This window comes from Companilactobacillus allii (assembly GCF_001971585.1).
In the GTDB taxonomy this organism is placed as follows: domain Bacteria; phylum Bacillota; class Bacilli; order Lactobacillales; family Lactobacillaceae; genus Companilactobacillus; species Companilactobacillus allii.
On sequence record NZ_CP019323.1, the window covers coordinates 2,022,105 to 2,044,756 of the forward strand.

Consider the following 22,652-nt stretch of genomic DNA (forward strand, 5'->3'; position numbering starts at 1 on the left):
TCCTCCTAATAATAAAAGCGGGTATCAATTGCAACTTCAAAGTTGCCTTGACATCCGCCTATTTTAAAATGATTCCAACCTTTTTTTAAATCAATTAACTCATGGTTACCATCAGCATATACTGACTCCCCATCTAAAAATGGCCATGCACCGTACAGTTCAAAACTATTAGTAGATGAGAAGTTTCTATTGATTTTAAAAGTTTGATTTGTTGTTTCATTAGATATAGTTAAGAAATTGGCTGCACCTTTATAAATGATCCGATATGGCTTCTCCTCAGCCAATATATCTATATTTGAAGCGTTAAACACATCAAATTCAGCCTCGTTAAACTTGTACTTAACGGATAGATTCAGTGGAATATTCATCCCTCCAATTGCCCATTTAGATAAATCATCAATATTTAACGTTGAATCAACAGTTTCTGAATATCCATCTGAGCAAATCAAATTGAATGAGACGTCACCACCCATATGCCAATTTTCATAGAATTTAAACGGCTGTTGCTCGGCTCTAACCTTCCATCTGATCATTGGAAGACGCATATCAATTACATAAAATTCCTCTATTGAATCAAAAATCTGAAAAAATTTATTACGTTTCATAACGATTGTTAAATCATTTGATGCAAACACATCCATAGAAATAGGTATCTGTCTTTGCCCCACCGATGTTCCAACAACCCGTTCACCATATCTACCAACTTGAACCGTAGCGTTTGTATAATTTGGTGATGGTGGTGAGAATTCAATTACTTTAATCCCTAAAGCGTCTAAATCATAAGTGGTTCCATCCAGTCTTTGAATAACTAAAGTTCTCATTAACGGCCCCTCCTAGTCATCTCGGCATTAATATAATCATTCATCAATAACTTCATTTTTGGGAATGTTGCTGTGGCTAAAGACACTCCATCAACGTTAATATTAACGGTTGTATCACCACTCAAAGATTCAACTAAATTATCAAATTTTTGAATTAACGATGCGATTATTCCTTCACTATTACTATTATTAGCATCTAAATTGTCTATCGCTTGATTATCTGAATTTCGACTCACCGGTAAACTCTTAAATTTACTAATAGATTCTGGTGATACTCCCTGACCTGGTAATACTATCTTTCCAAGCGCGTTAGGTTGTACATCATTAATTCTTTGAAGCAATTCTGTAGTCAATCCTGATGCGGTTGACTCCCATGGATTTATAACGAATTCGTCTTTGCCTTTTTCTGCTATATCTATTGTTTCAGGACTATAGACATGTCCACCTTGATTCATTCTTCTATGTCCTTGCGGTCCTGAGTGTAACCAATCAATCTTAGGTGTTCCCCAAATAACTGTTGGACCGATAGAATTAGCCCAGTCTGAATTATTAAAGAACGCTAATAGTTCATCGAAAGGATTCATCCTATTTGTATGTCCTGGCATTGCAAATGTTGCGAATGTTCCTGGTGTATATTGAAGAATTCCAGCAGCTTCCTGACCACCTGAGTTGGTATCGTGGATTTGTTGAGTAACACTACGTCCACCTGACTCACTTTGAATGGTTGCTTGAAGCATTTTAATAAAACTATCTGTGGGATGAACCCCCATTATTGCTGCAGCTTTAATAATCATTGCAGGATCATACGAACCACCTGTGGACATTATGCTTTTGACTAATTTATCTAACCAATTGGTCTGCTTCTTTTCGGTAGATTTAGTACCAGTACCTATGGATGCTGCATTTCCAGAAAATGCTGAAGAATCAAATTGACCTTCAATCAGTTTAGACCAAGTTTCTTTAGGCTTAGAAATCCAATCAATCAAATCGCCAGATACATTCTTGATCCAATCCCAGGATGTCTTAGCAGTATTCGAAATCCACTCACCAACATTACCACCTGTACCATTAGCGAACATAGAAATTCCCATACCATTTAAAGCGTTTGAAATAATCTTTGTATCACTACCACTGAATACTTGTGCCCCAGGATTAAGCATCCTAAATGTAGGAACAGCCGGTGATAATTCTAGACTTCCGTTACCGTAATCGATTAGCTCAGGTTCATACCCATCTCCCACAATTGATGGTGTTAGGGATGCAATTTTTCCGTTTGTTCCTGTCTTCCACGGTGTAGCAGATGGAAGACTCGTTTTTGTCTTACTTGTATGTTTCTTATAACTTGATTTACTTCCTAGTTGATTCGAAACATTATTAGCACTGTCAATACCATCATTAAAATTTCCGTTAACTCCATTAGCAATACTTGCGGATACTGATAATGGAAGTCCACTATTCGTCAAAATACCATTACCAAACGCTGTACTTTTATCAGCACCATATTTTTTAGCCAAATCACTGGATTGAAGTTGTGCGATAGACCCATCATGAACTAATAGTGCATTGCCTAAGGGATTGCTTATCATATCATAAATTCCACTGCCGTATGATGTAGTTATATCAGCACCATGCTGATATGGTAACCCCGTTGGAGTTAGACCAGACTCAGATTGTGTTCTTACATTGCTAATTGCTTTGGTCGCTGATCCAATGTTTCCATTTGCACCATCTGCATATGTTTGAATTGCATTACTACCTTTATCAGTTAAATCGATTTCAGCAGACTTCTTAACTAATTTATTTAACCCGCTCATAAATTGTGATACGGATAATTTCCCCGACTCTAGCCCTTCTGCAAGACTTTCAATGTTAAACTTACCTTTTCCTTTGAGGTCGACGGTAGCATTTTTGTTGATCTGGCCTTGGATCTTCTTCATTTCGGCTTGAACTGAAGGCAATCCTAGTTTTAAGCCATCAGCTAGTGTCTCAATTTGTCCTTTTCCCAGGTCTGTCAAATCTTTATTATAAATTTGATTTAACTGGAATTTATACTTATCCTCTATATCCTGAGTGTTTGTAATTCCTAGTGACATTGCTTGTTGTAGGGTTGATATATTTGCTTTACTTATTTTATTCAATTTGGGCGTTTGATTGTAAATTCTATCAATAGTACTACCGAATTTTTGCTGTAAATCGGATTTATTAGTAATCCCTAAATCTAAGGCTGTTTGTAACGTATCAATATCATCTTGACCAACATCACTCAAATCTTTTTTGTAAATAGCTTCTAGCTGAGGACCAAATTTTGCCTTCAACTCACTAGATTTGATTTGGCCATTTTGAAGTCCTTCATTTAAGGTATCAACTTCCTTTTTACCTAAATCCGACAGATCATTTGGAAATATTTGATATATTTTATCACCAAATTTATTCTTTAAATCATTAAGTGATACAACATTATTTTCATACGCAGACTTAAGAGACTTAATTTCTTGGTCCGGTATCTTAGACATATCGCTAGGAAACAAATCAAATATTGCTTTACCATATTTATTCTTAAGATTCTTTATACTAAGAACTCCAGATTCAAGACCTTCATGTAAGGCTGTCTTATTATCATCAGTTAAATCTTTAATAGATTTTTTACCATTTGATTTCCAGTCTTGAAACATCTGAAGATAATAAAGTTTTGCTTCTTCTTGTCCATCTTTACTTCCGGAAGTAAAATCAGTCCATAATTGCTTTGCCGACTTTTTACCATACTTCCCTAAATCAATATTTTTAACTTTACTAGTAATATCTAGTCCCCACTTACTTGCAACTTCAGCAGGGGTACCATTTTTATTAGACTGTAATCCTTTAATATACGATTTTTGGATTTTTTCAGCTTCCGCAGCAATGTTAGAGGCCGTCTTGTCAGTTTCCGACTCTATATTATCTCTGTCAGCCGTTGCTTGGACTATTGCCTCTTTTCTACTTAAACCCATCTTTTCGTAGAAACTAACTTGTTTTTTATAATACGAATCTAAATTGCTTTCAGCTGTGCCGTGTAATTCTTTCTGTTGCTTAATATATTTAGCATTTTGAGTTTTAGCCTCTTCGATCCATTGAGCTCGTGATACATATGAACCTGTCATAACTGATTTATAAGTCTTTTGACCCTTTGAATCTATTTGTGTTGAGGCTTCATAAATTGATTGTTTCGTAGCTAAAAATTGTGTGCCTGTATCCTTATAATGCTTATATGTAGTATCTTGATCCTTATAATAAACAATATTAGATTTGGTTATTTTGGCCTGATACTTGTTCAAAGAAACAGTACTTTCATCTTGATATTGCTTGTCAGTAATCAAATGAGCCTTATGGTCTTTTTTCAACTGAGCAAGTTCCTTATCTTGCTCTTTTTTTGCTGTCTCATATGTTTCGTGATGGGCATTCTCTTGCTTTTTAATATCTTCACGATACATTTTGGTTGTAATATTACCATGCTGATTCTTATAAGCATTTAACAATGCTTGCTGATCACGTAGCGAAATCGCAAATGCCGATGTCTGTTCAGTAATCAAGCTCTGTGCATCCTCAAATGAATGTTTTTGAGTAGAATTCATTTGTGATAAATCTCCACCCACTTGCTTATATATCCTGTGAATGGTTGCTTGGGCTTCTTTTACTTCTTTAGTTGAATCACCAGTAACATCATCAATGTGGCCATTAACGTTCTTAGTCATCTGATCACCAACAGCACCAAGATCACTGTTAAGCTGTTTTATAGACTTCTCACTGTCTGTCTTCATTTTGTCAAATCTGCCAGTAACAATTGTAGCCATTTTATCGTATTTGCTAACCACGTCTGAAGACAGCTGCTTAGATTGATCGTTGGTTGTCGAATCGAGAAGTGCCATATCATTAGTTGCTGATTTACTTAAATCATTAAATGACTTCATTGCTTTTTGTGTATTTTGGCTTACATTAACACCGTATTCATCTAATGTTTTTTTTATATTCTTTGATTTTCTTTTCATGCTCGTTATGAGCTTTAATTGCAAAATAGGACACAGCAGCCACTCCAACAAATGCCGCAGTCACACCAGCAATCGGTAATAACAGTGATCCTAAAGAAACACCAGTCGCACCAAGCTCAGGTATTAAGGCTGTTAAGGTTCTACCAAATAAACCGGTTTTGGTACCCGCTTCTGCTGTTTTGGTGGCTAATTTAGTAGCACCTTTAGCCCCGATTTCGGTACCGGCACCTAATTCCTCAGCACTTTTTGATGCTACTTTAAGTACAGTACTAGTTTCAGAAGTTCCATTTTTCACTTTAGCAAAGAAATTCAACATTTTAGGACCTGTTAATATAATATTACCAAGTCCTTTACTAATATTTCCTATCAAGCTTAAGGCGGGACCACCTGCAGCTACAACTAGCGCAGTATTAACAATCATTTTTTTAGTTCCGTCATCTAAGTCATTGAACTGTTTTAATAAAGAAGTAATATTTTTGATAATATCATTAACTTCTGGTACCAATTCTTGTCCTGCTGTAATAGCTAAAACATGTAGTGATTCTTTTAACTTTTGAGCGTTAGCTTGAGAGGTCTGATTCATCGTATCAGCAAGTTTCTTAGTATATCCAGTGGCATTCTTAGTCTCACCAGTAAGATTCCTAAGCGCATCCCCACCTTCATTAACTAAAATGTTCATTCCAGACTGAGCTTCAGTACCAAACGCTAATGCTAAATTAGATTGAAGTTGTTGTTTTGTCATACCTGAGGATTTCGTTTTAATACTATCTATAATATCTGGAAGTGTAATAGTCCCTTTCTTAAATGCTTCCACTGATATACCAAGCTTATCGAATCCTTCACGGTTTTGCCTAGATGGTGTCAGTAATGCTGACAATGCACCACGCAAAGCGGTTCCGGCCTTTTGACCTTCGATTCCTTGATTAGACATTAATCCAATTGCGGAAGCTGTCTGTTCTAGGCTTATATTTAACCCATGAGCTACTGGACCAACGTATTCCATTGCATATCCCATATCACTAAATCCAGCTGAAGTTTTGTTAGCTACATAAGTAAGTCCGTCAGTAACACGCTGCGTATTTTTTAACATCTTTGCAGTATCGTTTGATTTAAGACCGAATTGTTCAAGAGTAGACGTAGATACACTCATTACTTCATTAAAGTCATCACCAGATGCTCTCGATGCATTCAGCAAACTTGGCATTGCTCCCAATACCTGGTTGTATGAGTAACCTTTTTTAATCAATTCTTCCATTCCGGAATTAATTTTAGTAGTTGATACACCATACTGCGTTGACCACTTTTTAGAAGCACTTCCCAGATTCTCAAGCTCTTTTTTTAATGCAGAAGCTGAAACAGAACCATCATCTAAAAGTGATCCCATCGATTGAATTTGCGATTCAAAATCAATTGCTGATTTTGTAGCATATCCCAAAGCAGTAACTATGGGAACGGTGAATCTTTTACTCATACCATCGCCGATTTTATCTATACGGTCGCCGACTGCTTTAAACTTGTTACCAATCCCTACGGCTTTATCAGCAGCTTCAGCCATTTTAGGGGTTATATTTCCATATGCCTTATAAAGTTTTTGCGATGAAAGCACTAATTGTTGTTGATTAGCCTCAAGTACTTTATATGAGGCAGTAGCCTTCTTTACTTCATTAGATTCTTCACCATGTTCAGCCTTAAGTTTGTCAATACTGTCACTCTGTCTCTTCATGGTATTAGAGACTTCCTCAAGTGATTTATTGTAACTTTTTAATTTATAGACATTAGCCTGGTATTTGTTACCGACCTTATCATTAGCTTCAGATAATATTTTATAGGCTGATGCGGATAGTTTGATCTGCCCTTGGAGTTCTTTAAAAGATTTTTTATTCTTATCCAAAGACTGACTATCTTCATCAGTCTTTCTTCTAGACCCTGCTGCACTATTACCAAAATCATCTATTTCTTTTCCAGCTGATTTAGCAGACTTGCTAACATCATCTAATTCAACCTTGATTCCATCACCTAAGTCGGTGGCCATCAGGGATTTTTTGATACCGTCAATTTTTTTATTGGCATCATCAGTTTCAACCTTAACTTTAATTATAACTTGACCATCATCTGCCATATATTTTCCTCCTTTCTTCAAAATTTATAAATATCATTTAATTCGACCTTGATCACGCAGCTCTTTAATTTTTTTGACTTTATGTACCATATCTAATGGGGCTAAAATCATATCTAAATCAACTTTAGTTAGCTTTCCATCCCCATCATTATCTTTACGATCTAGTGAATAAATTAACTTCATCTGCTTTAAATAATTCTGAGTTTCAGATGACATGTCATCCGTTATCTTAACTGTTCGGTACGAAGTAACTTTTCTAAAAGATGTGTCATCTGTTAATCCTTGAAGCAAAGAATTGAATTTTGACCAAGTGAGATTAGTGAATATCCTTTTATCGGATAAATCAATTCCATATTGTTGTAAAAAGGATGAATAAATCAAATCCATATCTTGTTCGTAATCGAAAGACTTCTTTTTGGAATTGATTAATTCAGCATCCTCTTTATCCTTTTTGGTAAAAATAAAAGAGCTATAGATTTTCTCTAAAAGCTCCATTTTATCTTCAGCTGATAACTCACTAGTTGATTCTTTTACAAATGAAAATAGTGCCATATTAAGGCGTTCAGGAATAGTTAAATGTTCATCGTCACCAATATACTTGAAGTATTCCAAAACCAATGGAAACGCAGCATTAATTTGATACTTCTTGTTTTTGAATATCAGCTGATTCTTCTGTAGTAGATTCATCATCTTTCATATCCTTCAACTTGCTCATATAATTGTCGTAATAGTCTTTAGTTCCGATACTTTTTTCAAGTTCAGCATTAATTTGAATAACAACTTTTCGAAGTACTGCTGATGATTGACCACAAATTTTATAAATTTCATCCCCAGAGCCTTCTCCGAAGCAGTCATTCAGAAAGCCTTTTATCAGCTGCAATTGCCTATCTTGTATAGTATGGCTTTGCCGTTGAATCTTTTTGTAATAGGTGTCTTCAATACCAGCACGTTGTTTTCTATATTGAGCTTCTGTCATATCCTCACTAGTTGCATATTTTGCTTCTAGATCAGCGAACTTTTGATTCAATTCTGTTAGTTCAATATCTTGCTTGTGAACATCTTTTGACTCCTGAAGTGCAATTTTATTGAACGATTCAGCATATTTACCTCTACTTTTATCCGCAAGTGATAAATTAAACTTTTTAATGCCAATTTCGAATTTAAGTTCTGAACTGGGTACTTCAATTTTGACCACTTAACTATTCCTCCATTCATAAATTCCGACCACCTCCGCTCAAATAGTGAGTATGCTATATAAATTAATTATTCAAATGTAATATTGGCACCATCAGCTGTTGCATCTGTCTTAACGTTAGTTGGTACCTCTGGTGTTAAAAAAACTGTAAATCCTTCAACATCAACTTTTGAAGATTCGAGATCAGTAATTGTATCCTTACATGAAATCTGATAATCACCAGTAGCGACTACTGTTCCTTCGGTTAAACCAGTAATTGATACTAGATTTTTACCTTCAACTCCTTCTGCTACTTTAGTTCCATCTTTTTTATATAAAATTCCGATTTGATTAGTTCTATCTGCCATGATTTATTCTCCTATTATTTATAATTTATTGTAGCACCGTCCATAGTAGGACTAGATGTTACATTAGTTGGGGTTGCTGGAACTGTTGTTTCTGAATCGTCCACTTTTGGAGCAACATAGGAACCAGCTTGGGTACGTGCTTCATCAAGTGTTGCAGGACGCGACTTAGAAACGCTGATTGTATCCTCATCATCATCAACGTTTGGGGTATAGATTGTTACAGAACCATCAGCCTGAGGTTGTTCAATATTGACCCCTAGAATAGATGCATTTTGGGATGGTGTCTGATGAAGAATATTATCAAGTTGTTGAGGGTTGTTTGATGTAACAATAGTTGGAGTAGACAGATACTGAGCTGTCACTTTAAACCCTCCGTTATCATCAGCTGTACCGCCACCGTCATCTATATCTGAAAAGTTTGATTTTCCATACTCTGATTTAGTTAGCGTAAGTGTTCCGTCTTCATTTTGAACAAAAATATTTTTTCTGAACCAAAGCTGGCGACGAGCACCTGTCATAAATTTGCGATTGGCAATTAAATCTTGTGTTGGATTACCGTTAGATCTATCACCTGAAATATCGTAGGATGCTGTAACACCCGTAGTAGTTTTAGTTTCTGCACCACCACCATTATAATAAGCTGCTGTTTTAGTCTTATCGGTATATTTAGGAGTAATTGTTGTAATTCCATCCCCAAGATATAACCATCCAATTCCTGTCTTAGTTCCTAATCCAATCCAGTGTTCATTGAGATAGCCTTCTTGAATATCACCTTTAAAATCAACATTTGATGTAGGTGAGAGTGTATCTTGTGTATCTGCCATTGATTTGGCCTCCTTATTTAGTAATAATAGCTGTAACCTCAAATGAGGCAATATATATAGCAAAAACATTGTCCCCAGCTGAATTGCCAGTAACAACGTCTAAATTATCTGTTACATTTGCTGCAAAACTTGGTGAGTGTGTCATTTCAGCACGGGTAAATTGAAAGCTTCCATTATTCGACTTCAACTGAAAAGACTTTGCATTCTCCATTAATTCATTTATAGCATTTAAAATATTGATAGCATCCAACCAAAAAGGACACTTAGCCTGAATATCAAAGCTAAATGTCCTCTTTTTTCTGCCATCAAAATATACTTTATATTTTTGAAGTGGACGCATAACGTAGGCGACTGAACTACCATGCATACTTGGCTCACCCATTACGAGCTCTGCAGGTAAATCTAGATGATCATTAATGAAGTTGGCTACCCTTTCGTCCAAATCAAGGCTTCTTGATGCCATGTATCAACGCCTCCTCAGTAAATTCTTTAATTTCATCTATCGATTCATCTTTAACTCTATTTATCCAGTGTGAACCGGCGTCCGGGTGATGAGTAATCGTGTAATTAAATGGCTTGCCACTAGGACTAACACCAACAAATTGTTTATGCGAATATTTCTCACTGTATACAATATGTGCACCGACATCATCACCTATTATTTTTGTATGTCCAGCCATAGCACCACTTCTAAATGGTACATATGGATCGGACATTTCAGTAATTTTATAAGCTAATGCCAATTCAATGTTTTTAGGATTGCTAAGTCGTTGTGACCATTCTCCCAGATTAACTTGATTATTCATTCCAATTCAACTTCCCAATGATGTGGTTTATTAGTGTCCGTACTATACACAGGATAATTACTGACAGCGACTCGACTGATGCCATTCCAAATAACTTTATCTCCGATTTTGAGTAAATAATCATCTTTATTAATGGAATTAACCGAATCAATAAATAATGTGAATTCACCTTTATTCTGAGGGATATTATTAACTCCAGTGGGAGTAATTGATGCTTTATCTTTGGGCTCTATTCTGACACGATCAAATTCATGCTCAATTAATTTTCCTGGTCTTTTAAGTGAACTAGATGAAGTCTCGGATGATTCTTGTATAACAATATTATGAATCAATAGATACAGTGGTATCGCAGGGATATTCAATATTGACCAACTCCTCTATATAAGAGACCTGTAGGCTTTAGATATCTTATAGCCTTACGTGATATAAGAGATTTCATTCCAGTCGATGCCTGTTTAATACCAGACATGCTGAAATTACCAATAGTAACACCAGTCGGCTTACTTAATGAGGCTAGTTCAGTTGTTCCATTCAATTCATAAAAATGTTCAATTTGGGCACACATGGACTTTTTAATATTAATTTTATCTTGTTCAATAGGTAATTCATCAAAGGAATGATTATCAAAATAATAATTACAAAGTTCATTGATTACATCCGCAGCTTGTTTACAATTATTCTTAATATAATTTGCAGGAATATCGATACCGCCGTAATCATTGACATAAAATTCACTATTGATGGTTTCAAATAACTCCACAATTAATCATCCCTTTCTATTTTGATGGTGTTGAAGCGCTTGTTGTACCTGATGCAGTATCAGCTGTTTTTTTGCCACGTTTAGTATTAGCTTCAATAACAGTGCCTGTACCAGTGAACTTATCTGGATTAATAGCAAGCAATTTAGTGTCATCATAAATTGCCACACCATAATGAACATCCGCATTGAACTTAGTAAGTTTATGATCCATATCACGACCAGATTCCGTTAAGACATTTCGTTTCATATATGTGCGCATTGCTCCAGGCTTGATTGCTAAGGCAGCTCCTTCACTCATTTTCATAGTACGAATAATTTGCCAACCTAGTAACTCCCCAAATGTTCCGTTCACAAGAATGCTATCACCAAGAGCTGTCGCACGTGTCCAATCTAAGCCAGCAGCTTTACGTAATTTGTTAACGTCTTTAGGATTCATGAATAGTACACCGGTTGCAGGTGCAGAATCCTCAACTGAACGTTCATCTGTGTTATCGTTGAACGCTGCTTCAATAGCATCAACCATATCTACAACATCCACATTAGTAGACAGTGCTAATGGTGCTTTCATCGCAGTGGCAATAGTATCATTATCAATTTTAGAAGCAACTGACAGTACAACTTGGTGTTCACCCTCTTGCACTGGATTACCATATCCGGATAGCATCGCTTCATCAGTGATTTTTACACCTTTACCTGCCTTTTTAATTGTGAATTGATCAGTGTCAGTAGTTAACTGTGCATAGTCAATCATTTGTCCTTCGGTGAAATCTGTAGCATCCCCAATATATTTAAAACGAGGAACCGTAATTGCATCCCCAGGTTGTCCCTGAAGTGTCGCGTCAATTGGCGCAATTGATGTAAAACGAATAACCTTAGGTAATTCGGCAGAAATCATGTCACCCATAACCTCTGGATTAACCATGGTAGCCAATTGAGTAGTATCTGTTGAATCAATATTTCCAGCCATATTATATCTCCTTATCTATTTGTAAATTCTTTATATTTTTCAGGTTGTTCAGTAAAAACTTTCAGCCTTTGACCATAATTCATCTTTTCAAACTCTTCTCGAGTCAACTCAGTTTGATTATTAGATTTGTTAGATCCATCTAACGCTGCACCGTCACTTCCAGTTTGAATCTGTGTACCTTTAAATTGTGGATTCGACTTAATAACATCAGCAATAGCCTTATCAAAATCTTTAGCACTACCATTATTTACCTTTGCCTGAGCAAGAATAGTAGCATCCTCCATATGTTCTGACGTTATACCAGCTTTCAATACTGCATTGGATGCTAAGAGGGATGTTACCTGGCTAGACAAGTTCAAGTTATTGTCATTAGCTTTCTTCAAATCAGATTGAGAGTTTTCGAGGTCCGTTTGATTAGCTTTGCTAGTCTCATTTTGAGCTTCTACGATTCCCTTTAACGAATCGGTGCTATCCACCCCCATCTCTTTTAACAATCCATTTACTGCTTCAGTTTTAGCGGCTTCAATATCTACTGTTGCTTCAGTACTTTGATTAGATTCAGTTGTTTTTGAATCTTCTTCTGCGTTTTCAACCATAAACTTGGCCCCTTTCATTTTTCTGTAAAAAAATAAGCATTTTTATGACATACTTAGGTCAAACAATTAAATAGCGAGGATTAATATGACAAATAAAGAAAAAGAACAACTTGGATATCTATTACAAAAAGATGACTTACTTATCCGAAAGAACATAGTTGAAAAAGATGCTGATATACTTATAAATTTCATCAATCGTATCAACTTTATTTTATTATTATCAAATGTCTTCTTCCTAAACTCTAAACCTGACATACTTCTTCTAGCCAATGTGGCACTATCACTTTATTCATTTTACGTTTCAAATCTGAAATCAGAAATGATGAATAATGAAAATAAAAATTCTAAAATATCATTACATGCATCTGACTTAACACCAATTGCATTAATTCTTTTTATAGAATTATATATTCGAAAATTAACAAATATTCATATTGAATATCAAATGTTGAATTCAATATATCAAATAGCGTTGATCATCATAATTTTTATGGCATTAGTTATCATCGAACTTATAACTAAAATAATTCTTGAAAATAAAGTTTCTCGTGATTTGTTAAATCACTGCTTATATAAATAGCTGATTATTTGGTCAGTCCATTATTATTTTTAAAGTCAGTAAGTCTCTTACTACGTCCTTTAACTAGCCACTTATAATGTTCTACGTCCTTAGCATTGCCCATTTTTTCAGCAATCGCCTTATCTCTCTTAGCCTGTCTTAAAACACGTTCATACCTGTGTTGTTGTTGAACAAGCTTGTAGTTATGATCACTGTCCTTCTTGCTAGTGACTTGGTTATAATAATCTCCACTAGTAGGGATGTATGGCATTGGATGATGTCTACAATTTAACCCACATAATCCACCACCATTACCGTAATTAGTCGCTTTATATAGATTAGGATAATCAGTGCTTTCACCAGTAAGACTGTATATTTTATCCTGATATTGATAATGAGTAGGGCGGCAATCAGCATGACTTGATATTTTAACTAAGTTGCCACCATAGTCCTTAAATCTTTGAATGGCCATCCGATTATAATTATTATTGATTGTATTGGTTACAACTAGCTTCGTATAAACATCGAGTGACCATCTTTTACCACCTTTATCAATTAATGCTGGAATATTATGCTTATTTAATTCATACAGTGATTGCGCCACAGCTTTTTGAGTTGTAATTTTATTAATACGTTGATTTCTAATTGCGTCTCTAAAAGTTGTTTCAAACATCTTTACCAAATGTGTGGGAAGATTGCTAGCAGCAAGTCCTAAATACTTAATTCCTTCATTTTCACTATTTGATATTATCTTTTTAATCTTCTTAGATTCAGATATTTTAGGAGCAAAGTTAAGCAGCTTACTCTCAACCATTCCCATAAGCCAAATTTCTTCTTCACTCATATCATGAGTAGTTTCATCATTCAATTGGTCTTGTAACTTTTTGATAACTTCATCAAATGCAGCCTGAATTGGTTTTGAGGACTTCACTTTCAATTGCTTACGATATTCAAGCACTTCATTTAACCATTCTTGAGTAGTACTGGCGTCATTTAAATCATTACCATCGATTGCATTAGACGATACTTCGATAAGAATATTCCATAATTCATCCTCAAGAACCTGCATTCGTTTTGCTTGAGATGCTGCTAATAGTTCAAGTTCCCATGGGCTAAGTTTCATCTTCTTTGTCCTTATGATTATCTAATATATCTTCTATATCGCCGTCAGCTTCGTCTTCTCTAATTTGTTTTAACCACCTAATTGCTTCATCATCAGTTAAGCCATTAGACTTTTTAATAGCTTCAAAATGTGGCATTAGTGGCTTATTCCCAGATACTAATTCATAATAATTAGCATTTTCAGTACGATCCTTGGCGATGGAGTCATCAAAATTAACAGAAACTTCTACATCTGTGCTTCCTTGGTATAATCCGGCAGCCTTTCCCAATTCAAGTATAGATATACACATATTTTTAAATGCATCTTCTAAAATCGTCTCATGACTATTCTTAGATTGATATGTATCAGAATTCCTACTAATAACACCAGTAGCAGTCTCCATCCCTTGAGTGTTGTTATAGCTAAACGTTCCTGCACTGAAGCCACATTGAGCGGCCAAAATATCTAAAAGTGAATTTATAGTTCCGATAATTTCCTGATTTCTTAATCCAAGAGTTATGTCTTTTGGTGCAGGGGCAGAGTCTGTTCCTGAAGTGTCATTAAAAGAGAATCCAACGTAAACACGTTCATCAAAGTTAACGTTGGATTCTCTTTGACCAGTTACTGGATTAATTTTCCCTTCAAGCATACTGTCTGGAACAGTAATTCGACGTCTTCCCATTTCCATTTCTTGATTCAGCATGTCGTAAGCCTGATCAAGCTGCTTTAAAGTATCAATTGCATTAGCGTATATAGAAATTCCTAACGGACTACTATAATTAAAATTATTAGCTAAATTTGGTTTGATATAAACGAACGTAGGTCTACTATATAATCCCTTAGGATAACTAGATCTTGGCTTAACCGTTTTGCCATAAATAGTTGATAACTCAACTTTTGTACCTAAATCATCGGTTGAATCATTTACTGACTGATATAAATCATTTTTAATAATATAACTGCTGTCATCTTCAAGATGCCACTCAAGTAACGTATATGACTTACCTGACTTGATGAACTTAGATGCAATAACACATTCAGTAACACCGTTCTCATCTTGAGATATAGGATAGAATGCATCTGCTGTGGCAAATCTTATCTTAACTTTCCCATTTGCTACGTAGAATCTCATGACCATTCCACCAGTACCAAACATATATTCTAAGTATCGCTCACAATTGTTATAAAAATAATTATCTTGAAGTACCTCTTGAACGAATTCATTAGCATCGTTGTTCCATTGCTCGGGGGATGTTTCATCATTCTCCGAATCTTTTTTGTCATTTACGTTTATGGTGGCTTTTTGATTGAATACTAGGCTAGCCATCTTCTTAGACAATATTTTAGGCATATTCAGCGACTTCTGAGTATGATCGTGCTGTATATTCAATGCAGAAGTCCAATGTTTATGAATCCAAAAAGGATCACCTTTATAAGCTGAATTCCATAAATTTATATTTTTCAGAAATCCATCATCAATCAATAAATTACTGACATCTGACACACTTTCAATGGACTTAATTAATCCCATTTTAGATAACACCACCTTCATTTTCGACCATAGATTGTTAAACATTGCATCACCTACCATATTTTTGATAGAAATAATTAACCGAATATCTAAATTCGTCCATTGCGTGATTATTAGCATCTACAGGATATCCGCTGGTATCATCCCTAACGTAGGTTCCAATTTCACGGTTAAAATTATAATGATCATATTTCATAGAAATACCGCTATCTGGAGTTTCTACTATCTTAAATTGCCCATTGGACATCAGGTTTTGTCCACGCTGAATGCCTACTTCAATTCCTTTTCGACCTCCGGCTATTTCATGAGCATTGTTGTTTGCCCCCTGGTTAGGAAGTCCAACACGTTTTAATTCTTCCCGCAATGAACGTGCAGCAGGATCAACTAAAATTGTATTGAAGTATAATTGATATTTTTTTTTGCACCAATTTGTAAATCTTAATAACTCTTCAGCGTAAGTACTCATTGCTTTAACATTATGAGTATCTCTTCCTGAATGATAATAATTGGCTACTCTATTCAATACATATTTGTAGCGACCATTAACATTAACTTGAGTAACAATGTTGCAACTCATTGTAGTCGCATCCTCTTGACCTGCGTCAGCACTGAAAAACATCTCAATAGGTTTACCTATTAACGCTTGGTCAGTCATGTTATCCTGGTCAAACATAGAATAGATGACTCCTTCAGGCATTACACGTAATCCTAGCCAATCGCGCTTATATGTGTAAGGATTACGTTTGAACTCAGCCTCTAATTCTGTTAATCTCTTTGCACTCATAACTGGATTATCTTGCATAGTCCAGTGTTTCCAATAAGCGTTGTGATCACTAAAAAAATCCAATATGGGATGATTTGGCGCTGGCGGATTTAAATCACCAAGATGATATCTAATGGCAGCATTAGCTGTACGTCTAAAGGTTTCTTTTAAAAATTCACTGTTCATTAAATCTATTTCAGTGTATGCTGCTGATCCTAGAGACATACCACGAATTGAGTTGGCTGAATTAGACTTACCTCCACCTTTGAAATAAATTTTCTTTTGGCCACTCGGCAAGTCTATAGTTAAATTATCTCCACCTCTATCACGTTTTAGTTGAGACATCCCATCGAATATATACGCTAGGCCTAATCCATCGCCTTCAATATAGATTTTATAAGCTATTTCTTGGTTATATCCAGAGACAAGGTGTGATTCATCGGGAGATAACATATAAAAATTGGCTAATCTCATGCACGCAGCTGCCGATTTGCCTGAACGAATTGAACCCTCATTGACTTCAAAAGTGTGATCAAAAGGAGCAAATACGAAATCATCTTGTTTCTTTGAGTACTTAATCTCACTAATCGATGTCTTCATTCATCTCACTCCCATTCTGTTTCCTCAAATGTTCATATATAGTCTTAAGGATTGGATTATCAATACCACTGTTGGTCAGCTTATCAGCCTGATATTCAGCGATTCTTGCTTGTTGAACAGCAATTTTAGCTTTTCCCTTAATGAGCTCCTGATCATAAGGGATATTCATTATCTTGGCCTTTTCTCTAATTGCTTTTTGAAGTGAATTACCTACAGCTGTTAATGCATCCTCAAGCTTTAATAAGTCATCAAATTTACGATATGATTGTGTTGCCGATTGAAAAGGCTTGGTGATAGGAACAGCTGCTGTAAACTGGTTCCCGTCATCATCAGTAAATGTTTGTGGACGCTCTTTAATAGTGCTAAAAGTTTGAATCTCCTTATCATTCATCCCCTCAACAACATCTTTGATACGCTTAGTAATACGATATTGTCTAACCTTCAACTGACGTATTTCAGTGTTGATACTTACTAAGGGATCATCGGTGACACCTTTGAATATTTTTTGCTCTTCGTCGGATAGCTCATCTAATAAAATGGTTTCATATTGACCAGTAGTTACCGCATTTTTATTCCCAGGCGGTGCAGCACCTCCTGAATTACCAACAGCATTCTTATTATTAGATAACGACTCAAAAGGAGCGCTCCCTTTAGATAAAGGAACGCTCCTTTTTAATTTATCTTTCCATTTATCCTGCGATTTCCACTTTCTTATGCGCGAAGCAGGAACATTCAATTCTTTAGCAATATCTACAAGTGGCTTAGAACCATTGGAATCTAGCCATATTTTCATTGCTTTATTGCGTTGAGGACTTCTAGGTCTTGCCACTCATATTCACCACCTCCACATCCGTGTTTGTTTTATAACTTTTATTTATTTAAATTTATTACTAAGTGTCTTTGTGTAATTATGTTTCTTAACTTTAGCATTTTGTTTTTTTATTTCTTCCTCTCTAGATATGCGTCCAATGCATTCCGCCTCAATTCTAGAAATAGAATTACAATACCTAGTATGAATTATTTGTGACATCCAATCATCTCCAATTCAGCAAAAAAAGCCACGTTATTATACGTGACTTCTTCTTTATTTATTATTAATTTAATGCAGGCACCAGGAGTTGAACCTGGTTATATTAATTAATAAATTACAAAAGGAGGATTTTCAAAGTAAAATTTTTATAATATTCCGTTGCCTGCATAAAAAGATGAGCTTTATCATCACTCATCAACGTTGAGAATTAAAAATATGATTAATATTGATCTTTTTGTGGAAGAGTAACCATCGCTACCTCTCATATTTTCAATAGTACTAATATACATCCCTAAAACGAACTTTTGCCCTCACATTGAGGACAAAATCAGGACAATTATCCCTCAATATTCCCTCATTATAAGGACAAAAAGCCCTCATTATTCTTTAAAAACTAATAATTTTCCATTTCGATATGCTTCACAGAATTGAATTAATCCTATGCTACGTTTACGTTCTACTGATTTACTGGAATCGTAACTTTGAAATACTGAATAAGCTATCTTAGTATCTGTAAACTTCTCTTTTGCCATATATGTTAGATACACTACCTCAAAACATTCTTGAGATAAATTGTTCATTGCTCTATTTATTTCATCTAATTCCATACGTGCTGAAATAACGGTAGAATTATTCTCCTCTTGCCTATTACCATATGGTGTAGCGCTTGGCATATCAGATATGGTTGGAGATTTCAAATCAGTAAGTGACCTACCAGCTATTCTTGCTAAGCGACGATATTGGTTTAATATAGGTCTTACATTATTTTTACACTTGGATTCATCATATTCTGGTATTAAGAACAACTTCAGCCACTCCCCCGTGATATAATTAAAGTGCATAGTTTTAATTAATCATAGGTTGCTTCTTAGGAGTGGCCTTTTTTTGTGCCCATAATTTGTCACTTACCAATCCATAATTGATTGCTGATTTCAAAACCCCTTTAGTAATTCCTATTTTCTTAATTATTGTCAATTTAGCATATCCAGCATTCAACATTTTTTGGACTGCAGCCTGATCTATTTTTTTTAGTTTTTCATATACATCATCATGAACTACCCACCATTTATGAATAATCAATAAGTAGGGATGTCTATCGGGAATCTTATTTGGATATTCTAACTTCAATTTTGGATAATAATAATTAAATGCATTTTCCATAATTCCATTGATTCCAAAGATATCTTGATAGGCTAATTGTAAATTATCATCTGATATCTGCAATTCATCAGCAATAGCGATGTCTGTCATCCCTTGCTCTTTCAATTTCAAAATCGTTCTTAATTCTATTTCACTAAACAAGTAATCACATCACTTTTCAATTAATATATTAAAGTTTAAAATCAGTTATTACCCTTTTTAAAAAACTCATGTCTAAAATTTTCATAGATTGTCACTGACTATTTTCCATGTCTATCTTTAAGAATCCAGTCACCAATTTTCTATTTAATAGGATTCATCTTGATATATCTTTCAGCAAACTTAACTTGTCGCCACATATAAGGATCACTTTGATGGCCACCAGCTAACATCCAATCATCCATTCGACCTCTTACGTCTGCAAAAATCTCATATGGCAGCTTATCTGATAATTGTATAATTCTATCAATAGGACTTTCATCCAATACTATTCACCCCACAGACTTGTTTCGACGACTCTATTTGGATATAGAACACGTTCATATTCATTTGATACTTTTAAATACAATTCATTCGATTTTGGATTCCATATATATTCATTATTTTTAGTATGGATGTAGTAAGAATCGTTATTCCAAAACGATTTTTCTTCCAAAACGGTTTCTTGATTATCTTTAAACCAGTTATTCAAATTATTTAATCGACTCTGAATATCCATTCTCATAATTTTCTCCAGTTTTCTTCTAGTAATTCTTTCAATTCGAAGTAGTCTAATTTGTTGATTGGAATTGTTACTAAGTCCGATTCTCTTAATCTCTTTTGCATATCAACATCTATACTTTTAAATTCCTTCGATGTCATTTCTAATTTTCGCTTTTTTAATGTAACTGTATAAATTCCATTAATTTTGCTCAAATCTTTTTTAAATACCAATTTATACAGGATAATGGATAAATCTTGATAAGCAGTTATAACCCTTTTAATTCTTTCATCAGTTAGACTCATTTTCGCCACCATCTTTAATTTCTTCTAGCAATTCTATGTTGCTTGAATTGATATATACTTTGTGTCCATTGCTAATTTCACCAAATATCATCTTTCCCTTTTCAACCAGTCTATACATTTCAACGATGTTTAAATTATTGATCAACTTGTAAAAATCACCGTCATTGTTTGACATAAGAATCTTATATTTATTCATTATGTTTTCTCCTTAATTTTAAAATGGTAAGTCGTCATCACTAATATTGATAGGCTTACCTTTATCAGCAAACGGGTTGCCCATATTATTTGAGTTGTTACTGTTGTTAGATTGATTATTGTTAGTGTTGCCAAAAGGTGACTGGCTTGATTGATTTTGCTGATTATTATATGGTGCTTGGTTTGGATTATTGTTGTTTCTGTTGTTCTTATTACTGTCACTAAGATTATTATTCGATGAACCACCGCTTCTATTCTCACTATCAGATTTTGATTCTAGAAATGAGAAATTTTCAACAATAACCTCAGTTATATAGACTCTTTGACCTTGTTTATTTTCGTATGAACGTGTTTGGAGACGTCCATCTATACCTACAAGTGATCCTTTATTAGTGAAATTTGAAAAATTCTCAGCAGGCTTTCTCCAGATAACGCAGTTGATAAAATCAGCCTCACGTTCACCTTGAGCGTTAGTGAATGTTCTATTTACTGCTACAGTGAAACTAGTAACCGCAGTTCCACTGGACGTATATTTCAATTCGGAATCACGTGTAAGGCGTCCAGTTAATACAACTCGATTAATCATATATACATCCCTTTATCATCTTTGATTTGAAAAAAATTGAAGTACGATTAATACTCCCAAAATAATAATTAATATTTCCAATACCTATTTCCTCCTAAAATCAAACAAAAGTTAATTGATTATTATGTTTCAAGAATTTCTTAACAAAGTATTGCTGACCCTTACCGGTAACTTTAGTGGTGATGTTAGTATGCACATTCCCATTCGGACTTTGATAGCTACTTTCCTTAATCTCAAATATTCCTTGTTCAATATATCTTTGCTGAGGTCGATTCTTGTCAGAACGGTGTATCCCGCTGATTAAATAGCGATTATCACGTAAATACTTGAAGAATCTTTTCTCACCAATATCAATTCCATTTTGGTGTAAAATTTTGGCCATATCAGCAATTGATATACTGGTGTCACTAGAAGCTACTGCATCAGCAAAGATAGCTTTAGGCTTCATGGATTCAATTTGCTCAGCCTGATTGGCAGCGAGTCTCAGTGCCTCTGGTAACGTTGTTGGAATATTGAACTGACTCTTTAAACTATCTTCCATTTCGTTAAAAGCACTAATATATTGCAACTTGAATTTATCAGCTTTTTGACCAGTGAATCCCATGGCGATGAATGCAAATCCATCTCTGGTTAAGTAATACATTTTTTGACCACGACCTCTAGAATCGCGGTAAGTACCTCTTTCAAACATCTTCAAGTAATCAGCCGGATTTTCGGCCGATTGAATTTTATCTTGAATAACTTCCAAAACGTGCTTATGATCTTTATCAAAATTTATAGCAACCTGTAAAGACGTAGTTACAGGTTGCCGATTCTTTAAAACTACTAAATCATTCATGATTAAGCTCCTTTGAACGTCTTATTTTTAATTGCTGCATAAGTTCTGCGTGCTTTTTCAAATATTCTTCATTTGTCATTGTTGGCTTAACTTTGCTCCAATCATCAGCCTGTTCAATTCGTTTGACTTTGCGATTACTAGATTCATCAATTGGCTTGCTATTCAAATAATCATCAAACTTTTTGCCAAATAACGTGTAAGGCCTCAGATATTCATTCATTTTGGAATCATCCTTCCAAACCAAACACTTGTTATCAATTACTTTCTTAAAATCTTCGAGCCTATAACCTTCATTCCAACGTTCTGTTATCTTTAACTTGTTGGTCTCAGCTAAGCGATAATGCTTTTCAGCTTTTGAATTTAAGTATTCAATAATTTTTTTGAATGGTATGGAATCAGGGGGAGAGGGTCGAGGCAACTCGACATTATCTTTTATATGCTTTTGGTTATCTGAACTTGGTTCTCTCTCCTCACAATTTTCTAAGTACCCCCCTTTAATTTTCTTAGTAGGGGGTATTAATATATTAACTACCCTATTTAATATATTAACGGGGGTAATTTCCCTCCGAGCAACTAACTTAGGATTATCCTTTGAATAAAATAATTTCACCGTAATGTAATTCTTTTTTTCTAGCTCTGATACCAATTGAGATATTCTTGATGGACTAACTCGCAAAAATTTGGATAAGTAATTATTACTTGCAAAACATCCCTTTTCATTACTAGATAGACTATCAATTTCAACGTATAGCAGCATTTGGGATTTAGTCAGTTCTTTGTCCAACCAAATTTCTTTAGGGATCCAAATCCCTTTAAAGTCTCTACTTATTTCTTCACTCACTACAC

Annotated in this window: 27 protein-coding genes; 1 reads left to right on the plus strand and 26 read right to left on the minus strand. The window is 34.8% G+C overall.

What is annotated here, in order from left to right:
* Positions 1–5 precede the first annotated feature (5 nt).
* The 13 genes from BTM29_RS09975 to BTM29_RS10035 all read right to left on the minus strand — a co-directional run bounded on the left by BTM29_RS09975 (position 6) and on the right by BTM29_RS10035 (position 12,457).
* Positions 6–821, minus strand: a complete 816-nt coding sequence (locus BTM29_RS09975; protein WP_076616966.1) for a phage tail domain-containing protein — start codon at positions 819–821, stop codon at positions 6–8.
* Entirely contained in the window at positions 821–4,843 is a 4,023-nt protein-coding gene (locus BTM29_RS09980) for a hypothetical protein (RefSeq protein WP_076616970.1), read from the minus strand. Before BTM29_RS09980 ends, BTM29_RS09975 begins: the two co-directional genes overlap by 1 nt.
* Complete coding sequence (locus BTM29_RS09985; protein ID WP_076616973.1) at positions 4,803–6,962, minus strand: phage tail tape measure protein; 2,160 nt, start codon at positions 6,960–6,962, stop codon at positions 4,803–4,805. The genes BTM29_RS09980 and BTM29_RS09985 overlap by 41 nt, the downstream gene beginning before the upstream one ends.
* A 33-nt stretch (positions 6,963–6,995) precedes the next feature.
* Positions 6,996–7,652 carry a Gp15 family bacteriophage protein gene (locus BTM29_RS09990; protein ID WP_076616976.1) on the minus strand — a complete coding sequence of 219 codons (657 nt, stop codon included), beginning with the start codon at positions 7,650–7,652 and terminating at the stop codon, positions 6,996–6,998.
* On the minus strand, positions 7,594–8,157 hold the full coding sequence (locus BTM29_RS09995; protein ID WP_076616979.1) for a hypothetical protein: 564 nt from the start codon (positions 8,155–8,157) through the stop codon (positions 7,594–7,596). The genes BTM29_RS09990 and BTM29_RS09995 overlap by 59 nt, the downstream gene beginning before the upstream one ends.
* A 68-nt stretch (positions 8,158–8,225) precedes the next feature.
* Positions 8,226–8,504: a hypothetical protein gene (locus BTM29_RS10000; RefSeq protein WP_076616982.1), complete on the minus strand. Its 279-nt coding sequence runs from the start codon at positions 8,502–8,504 to the stop codon at positions 8,226–8,228.
* A gap of 14 nt (positions 8,505–8,518) precedes the next feature.
* Complete coding sequence (locus BTM29_RS10005) at positions 8,519–9,328, minus strand: phage tail tube protein (protein WP_076616985.1); 810 nt, start codon at positions 9,326–9,328, stop codon at positions 8,519–8,521.
* Positions 9,329–9,341: 13 nt separating this feature from the next.
* Positions 9,342–9,791: a hypothetical protein gene (locus BTM29_RS10010; protein WP_076616988.1), complete on the minus strand. Its 450-nt coding sequence runs from the start codon at positions 9,789–9,791 to the stop codon at positions 9,342–9,344.
* Positions 9,772–10,134, minus strand: coding sequence for a minor capsid protein (locus BTM29_RS10015; RefSeq protein ID WP_076616991.1), 363 nt, complete (start codon positions 10,132–10,134; stop codon positions 9,772–9,774). Before BTM29_RS10015 ends, BTM29_RS10010 begins: the two co-directional genes overlap by 20 nt.
* Positions 10,131–10,496, minus strand: coding sequence for a putative minor capsid protein (locus BTM29_RS10020; RefSeq protein WP_076616995.1), 366 nt, complete (start codon positions 10,494–10,496; stop codon positions 10,131–10,133). Before BTM29_RS10020 ends, BTM29_RS10015 begins: the two co-directional genes overlap by 4 nt.
* Positions 10,493–10,894, minus strand: coding sequence for a head-tail connector protein (locus tag BTM29_RS10025; protein WP_076616998.1), 402 nt, complete (start codon positions 10,892–10,894; stop codon positions 10,493–10,495). The genes BTM29_RS10020 and BTM29_RS10025 overlap by 4 nt, the downstream gene beginning before the upstream one ends.
* Positions 10,895–10,910: 16 nt before the next feature.
* Entirely contained in the window at positions 10,911–11,861 is a 951-nt protein-coding gene (locus tag BTM29_RS10030; RefSeq protein ID WP_076617001.1) for a N4-gp56 family major capsid protein, read from the minus strand.
* 11 nt (positions 11,862–11,872) lie between these two features.
* Entirely contained in the window at positions 11,873–12,457 is a 585-nt protein-coding gene (locus BTM29_RS10035; RefSeq protein ID WP_076617004.1) for a hypothetical protein, read from the minus strand.
* A gap of 85 nt (positions 12,458–12,542) precedes the next feature.
* Here BTM29_RS10035 and BTM29_RS10040 point away from each other — a divergent pair, with 85 nt between their 5' ends.
* Positions 12,543–13,037 carry a hypothetical protein gene (locus tag BTM29_RS10040; RefSeq protein WP_076617007.1) on the plus strand — a complete coding sequence of 165 codons (495 nt, stop codon included), beginning with the start codon at positions 12,543–12,545 and terminating at the stop codon, positions 13,035–13,037.
* 4 nt (positions 13,038–13,041) lie between these two features.
* Here BTM29_RS10040 and BTM29_RS10045 read toward each other — a convergent pair whose 3' ends face one another.
* The 13 genes from BTM29_RS10045 to BTM29_RS10105 form a co-directional block, all read right to left on the minus strand.
* Positions 13,042–14,139 (minus strand): phage minor capsid protein, encoded by a 1,098-nt coding sequence (locus BTM29_RS10045; RefSeq protein ID WP_076617010.1) that lies wholly within the window; start codon positions 14,137–14,139, stop codon positions 13,042–13,044.
* Complete coding sequence (locus BTM29_RS10050) at positions 14,129–15,649, minus strand: phage portal protein (RefSeq protein ID WP_157886449.1); 1,521 nt, start codon at positions 15,647–15,649, stop codon at positions 14,129–14,131. Before BTM29_RS10050 ends, BTM29_RS10045 begins: the two co-directional genes overlap by 11 nt.
* A gap of 49 nt (positions 15,650–15,698) precedes the next feature.
* Positions 15,699–17,012 (minus strand): PBSX family phage terminase large subunit, encoded by a 1,314-nt coding sequence (locus tag BTM29_RS10055; RefSeq protein ID WP_076617016.1) that lies wholly within the window; start codon positions 17,010–17,012, stop codon positions 15,699–15,701.
* Positions 16,996–17,841 (minus strand): phage terminase small subunit, encoded by an 846-nt coding sequence (gene terS, locus BTM29_RS10060; protein ID WP_076617019.1) that lies wholly within the window; start codon positions 17,839–17,841, stop codon positions 16,996–16,998. The genes BTM29_RS10055 and terS overlap by 17 nt, the downstream gene beginning before the upstream one ends.
* A 581-nt stretch (positions 17,842–18,422) precedes the next feature.
* Positions 18,423–18,848, minus strand: a complete 426-nt coding sequence (locus BTM29_RS10065; protein WP_157886450.1) for an ArpU family phage packaging/lysis transcriptional regulator — start codon at positions 18,846–18,848, stop codon at positions 18,423–18,425.
* Positions 18,849–18,888: 40 nt separating this feature from the next.
* Positions 18,889–19,344, minus strand: coding sequence for a hypothetical protein (locus tag BTM29_RS10070; RefSeq protein ID WP_076617024.1), 456 nt, complete (start codon positions 19,342–19,344; stop codon positions 18,889–18,891).
* A gap of 140 nt (positions 19,345–19,484) precedes the next feature.
* Complete coding sequence (locus BTM29_RS10075; protein WP_076617026.1) at positions 19,485–19,667, minus strand: DUF6877 family protein; 183 nt, start codon at positions 19,665–19,667, stop codon at positions 19,485–19,487.
* A 2-nt stretch (positions 19,668–19,669) separates the two neighbouring features.
* Positions 19,670–19,906, minus strand: coding sequence for a hypothetical protein (locus tag BTM29_RS10080; protein ID WP_076617029.1), 237 nt, complete (start codon positions 19,904–19,906; stop codon positions 19,670–19,672).
* A complete protein-coding gene (locus BTM29_RS10085; RefSeq protein ID WP_076617032.1) occupies positions 19,903–20,187 on the minus strand; it encodes a hypothetical protein in 285 nt (94 codons plus the stop codon). The genes BTM29_RS10080 and BTM29_RS10085 overlap by 4 nt, the downstream gene beginning before the upstream one ends.
* Positions 20,174–20,383, minus strand: coding sequence for a hypothetical protein (locus tag BTM29_RS10090; RefSeq protein ID WP_076617035.1), 210 nt, complete (start codon positions 20,381–20,383; stop codon positions 20,174–20,176). The genes BTM29_RS10085 and BTM29_RS10090 overlap by 14 nt, the downstream gene beginning before the upstream one ends.
* Positions 20,384–20,401: 18 nt before the next feature.
* Positions 20,402–20,968 (minus strand): single-stranded DNA-binding protein, encoded by a 567-nt coding sequence (gene ssb, locus BTM29_RS10095; RefSeq protein WP_076617039.1) that lies wholly within the window; start codon positions 20,966–20,968, stop codon positions 20,402–20,404.
* 100 nt (positions 20,969–21,068) lie between these two features.
* The gene (locus BTM29_RS10100) at positions 21,069–21,806 is read right to left on the minus strand and encodes a phage antirepressor KilAC domain-containing protein (RefSeq protein WP_076617043.1); all 738 of its coding nucleotides are present in this window, start codon (positions 21,804–21,806) and stop codon (positions 21,069–21,071) included.
* Positions 21,799–22,647 carry a conserved phage C-terminal domain-containing protein gene (locus BTM29_RS10105; protein WP_076617046.1) on the minus strand — a complete coding sequence of 283 codons (849 nt, stop codon included), beginning with the start codon at positions 22,645–22,647 and terminating at the stop codon, positions 21,799–21,801. The genes BTM29_RS10100 and BTM29_RS10105 overlap by 8 nt, the downstream gene beginning before the upstream one ends.
* Between the last annotated feature and the right edge of the window lie 5 nt (positions 22,648–22,652).

Coding starts and splice junctions, on each gene's coding strand:
- BTM29_RS10055 (WP_076617016.1), bottom strand. CDS start 17,012: ATGAAGACATCGATTAGTGAGATTAAGTACTCAAAGAAACAAGATGAT.
- BTM29_RS09985 (WP_076616973.1), bottom strand. CDS start 6,962: ATGGCAGATGATGGTCAAGTTATAATTAAAGTTAAGGTTGAAACTGAT.
- BTM29_RS09990 (WP_076616976.1), bottom strand. CDS start 7,652: ATGATGAATCTACTACAGAAGAATCAGCTGATATTCAAAAACAAGAAG.
- ssb (WP_076617039.1), bottom strand. CDS start 20,968: ATGATTAATCGAGTTGTATTAACTGGACGCCTTACACGTGATTCCGAA.
- BTM29_RS10100 (WP_076617043.1), bottom strand. CDS start 21,806: ATGAATGATTTAGTAGTTTTAAAGAATCGGCAACCTGTAACTACGTCT.
- BTM29_RS10090 (WP_076617035.1), bottom strand. CDS start 20,383: ATGAATAAATATAAGATTCTTATGTCAAACAATGACGGTGATTTTTAC.
- BTM29_RS10015 (WP_076616991.1), bottom strand. CDS start 10,134: ATGAATAATCAAGTTAATCTGGGAGAATGGTCACAACGACTTAGCAAT.
- BTM29_RS10005 (WP_076616985.1), bottom strand. CDS start 9,328: ATGGCAGATACACAAGATACACTCTCACCTACATCAAATGTTGATTTT.
- BTM29_RS10035 (WP_076617004.1), bottom strand. CDS start 12,457: ATGGTTGAAAACGCAGAAGAAGATTCAAAAACAACTGAATCTAATCAA.
- BTM29_RS09980 (WP_076616970.1), bottom strand. CDS start 4,843: ATGAAAAGAAAATCAAAGAATATAAAAAAAACATTAGATGAATACGGT.
- BTM29_RS10050 (WP_157886449.1), bottom strand. CDS start 15,649: ATGGGATTAATTAAGTCCATTGAAAGTGTGTCAGATGTCAGTAATTTA.
- BTM29_RS10080 (WP_076617029.1), bottom strand. CDS start 19,906: ATGAGAATGGATATTCAGAGTCGATTAAATAATTTGAATAACTGGTTT.
- BTM29_RS10030 (WP_076617001.1), bottom strand. CDS start 11,861: ATGGCTGGAAATATTGATTCAACAGATACTACTCAATTGGCTACCATG.
- BTM29_RS09975 (WP_076616966.1), bottom strand. CDS start 821: ATGAGAACTTTAGTTATTCAAAGACTGGATGGAACCACTTATGATTTA.
- BTM29_RS10040 (WP_076617007.1), top strand. CDS start 12,543: ATGACAAATAAAGAAAAAGAACAACTTGGATATCTATTACAAAAAGAT.
- BTM29_RS10045 (WP_076617010.1), bottom strand. CDS start 14,139: ATGAAACTTAGCCCATGGGAACTTGAACTATTAGCAGCATCTCAAGCA.
- BTM29_RS10085 (WP_076617032.1), bottom strand. CDS start 20,187: ATGAGTCTAACTGATGAAAGAATTAAAAGGGTTATAACTGCTTATCAA.
- BTM29_RS10000 (WP_076616982.1), bottom strand. CDS start 8,504: ATGGCAGATAGAACTAATCAAATCGGAATTTTATATAAAAAAGATGGA.
- BTM29_RS10010 (WP_076616988.1), bottom strand. CDS start 9,791: ATGGCATCAAGAAGCCTTGATTTGGACGAAAGGGTAGCCAACTTCATT.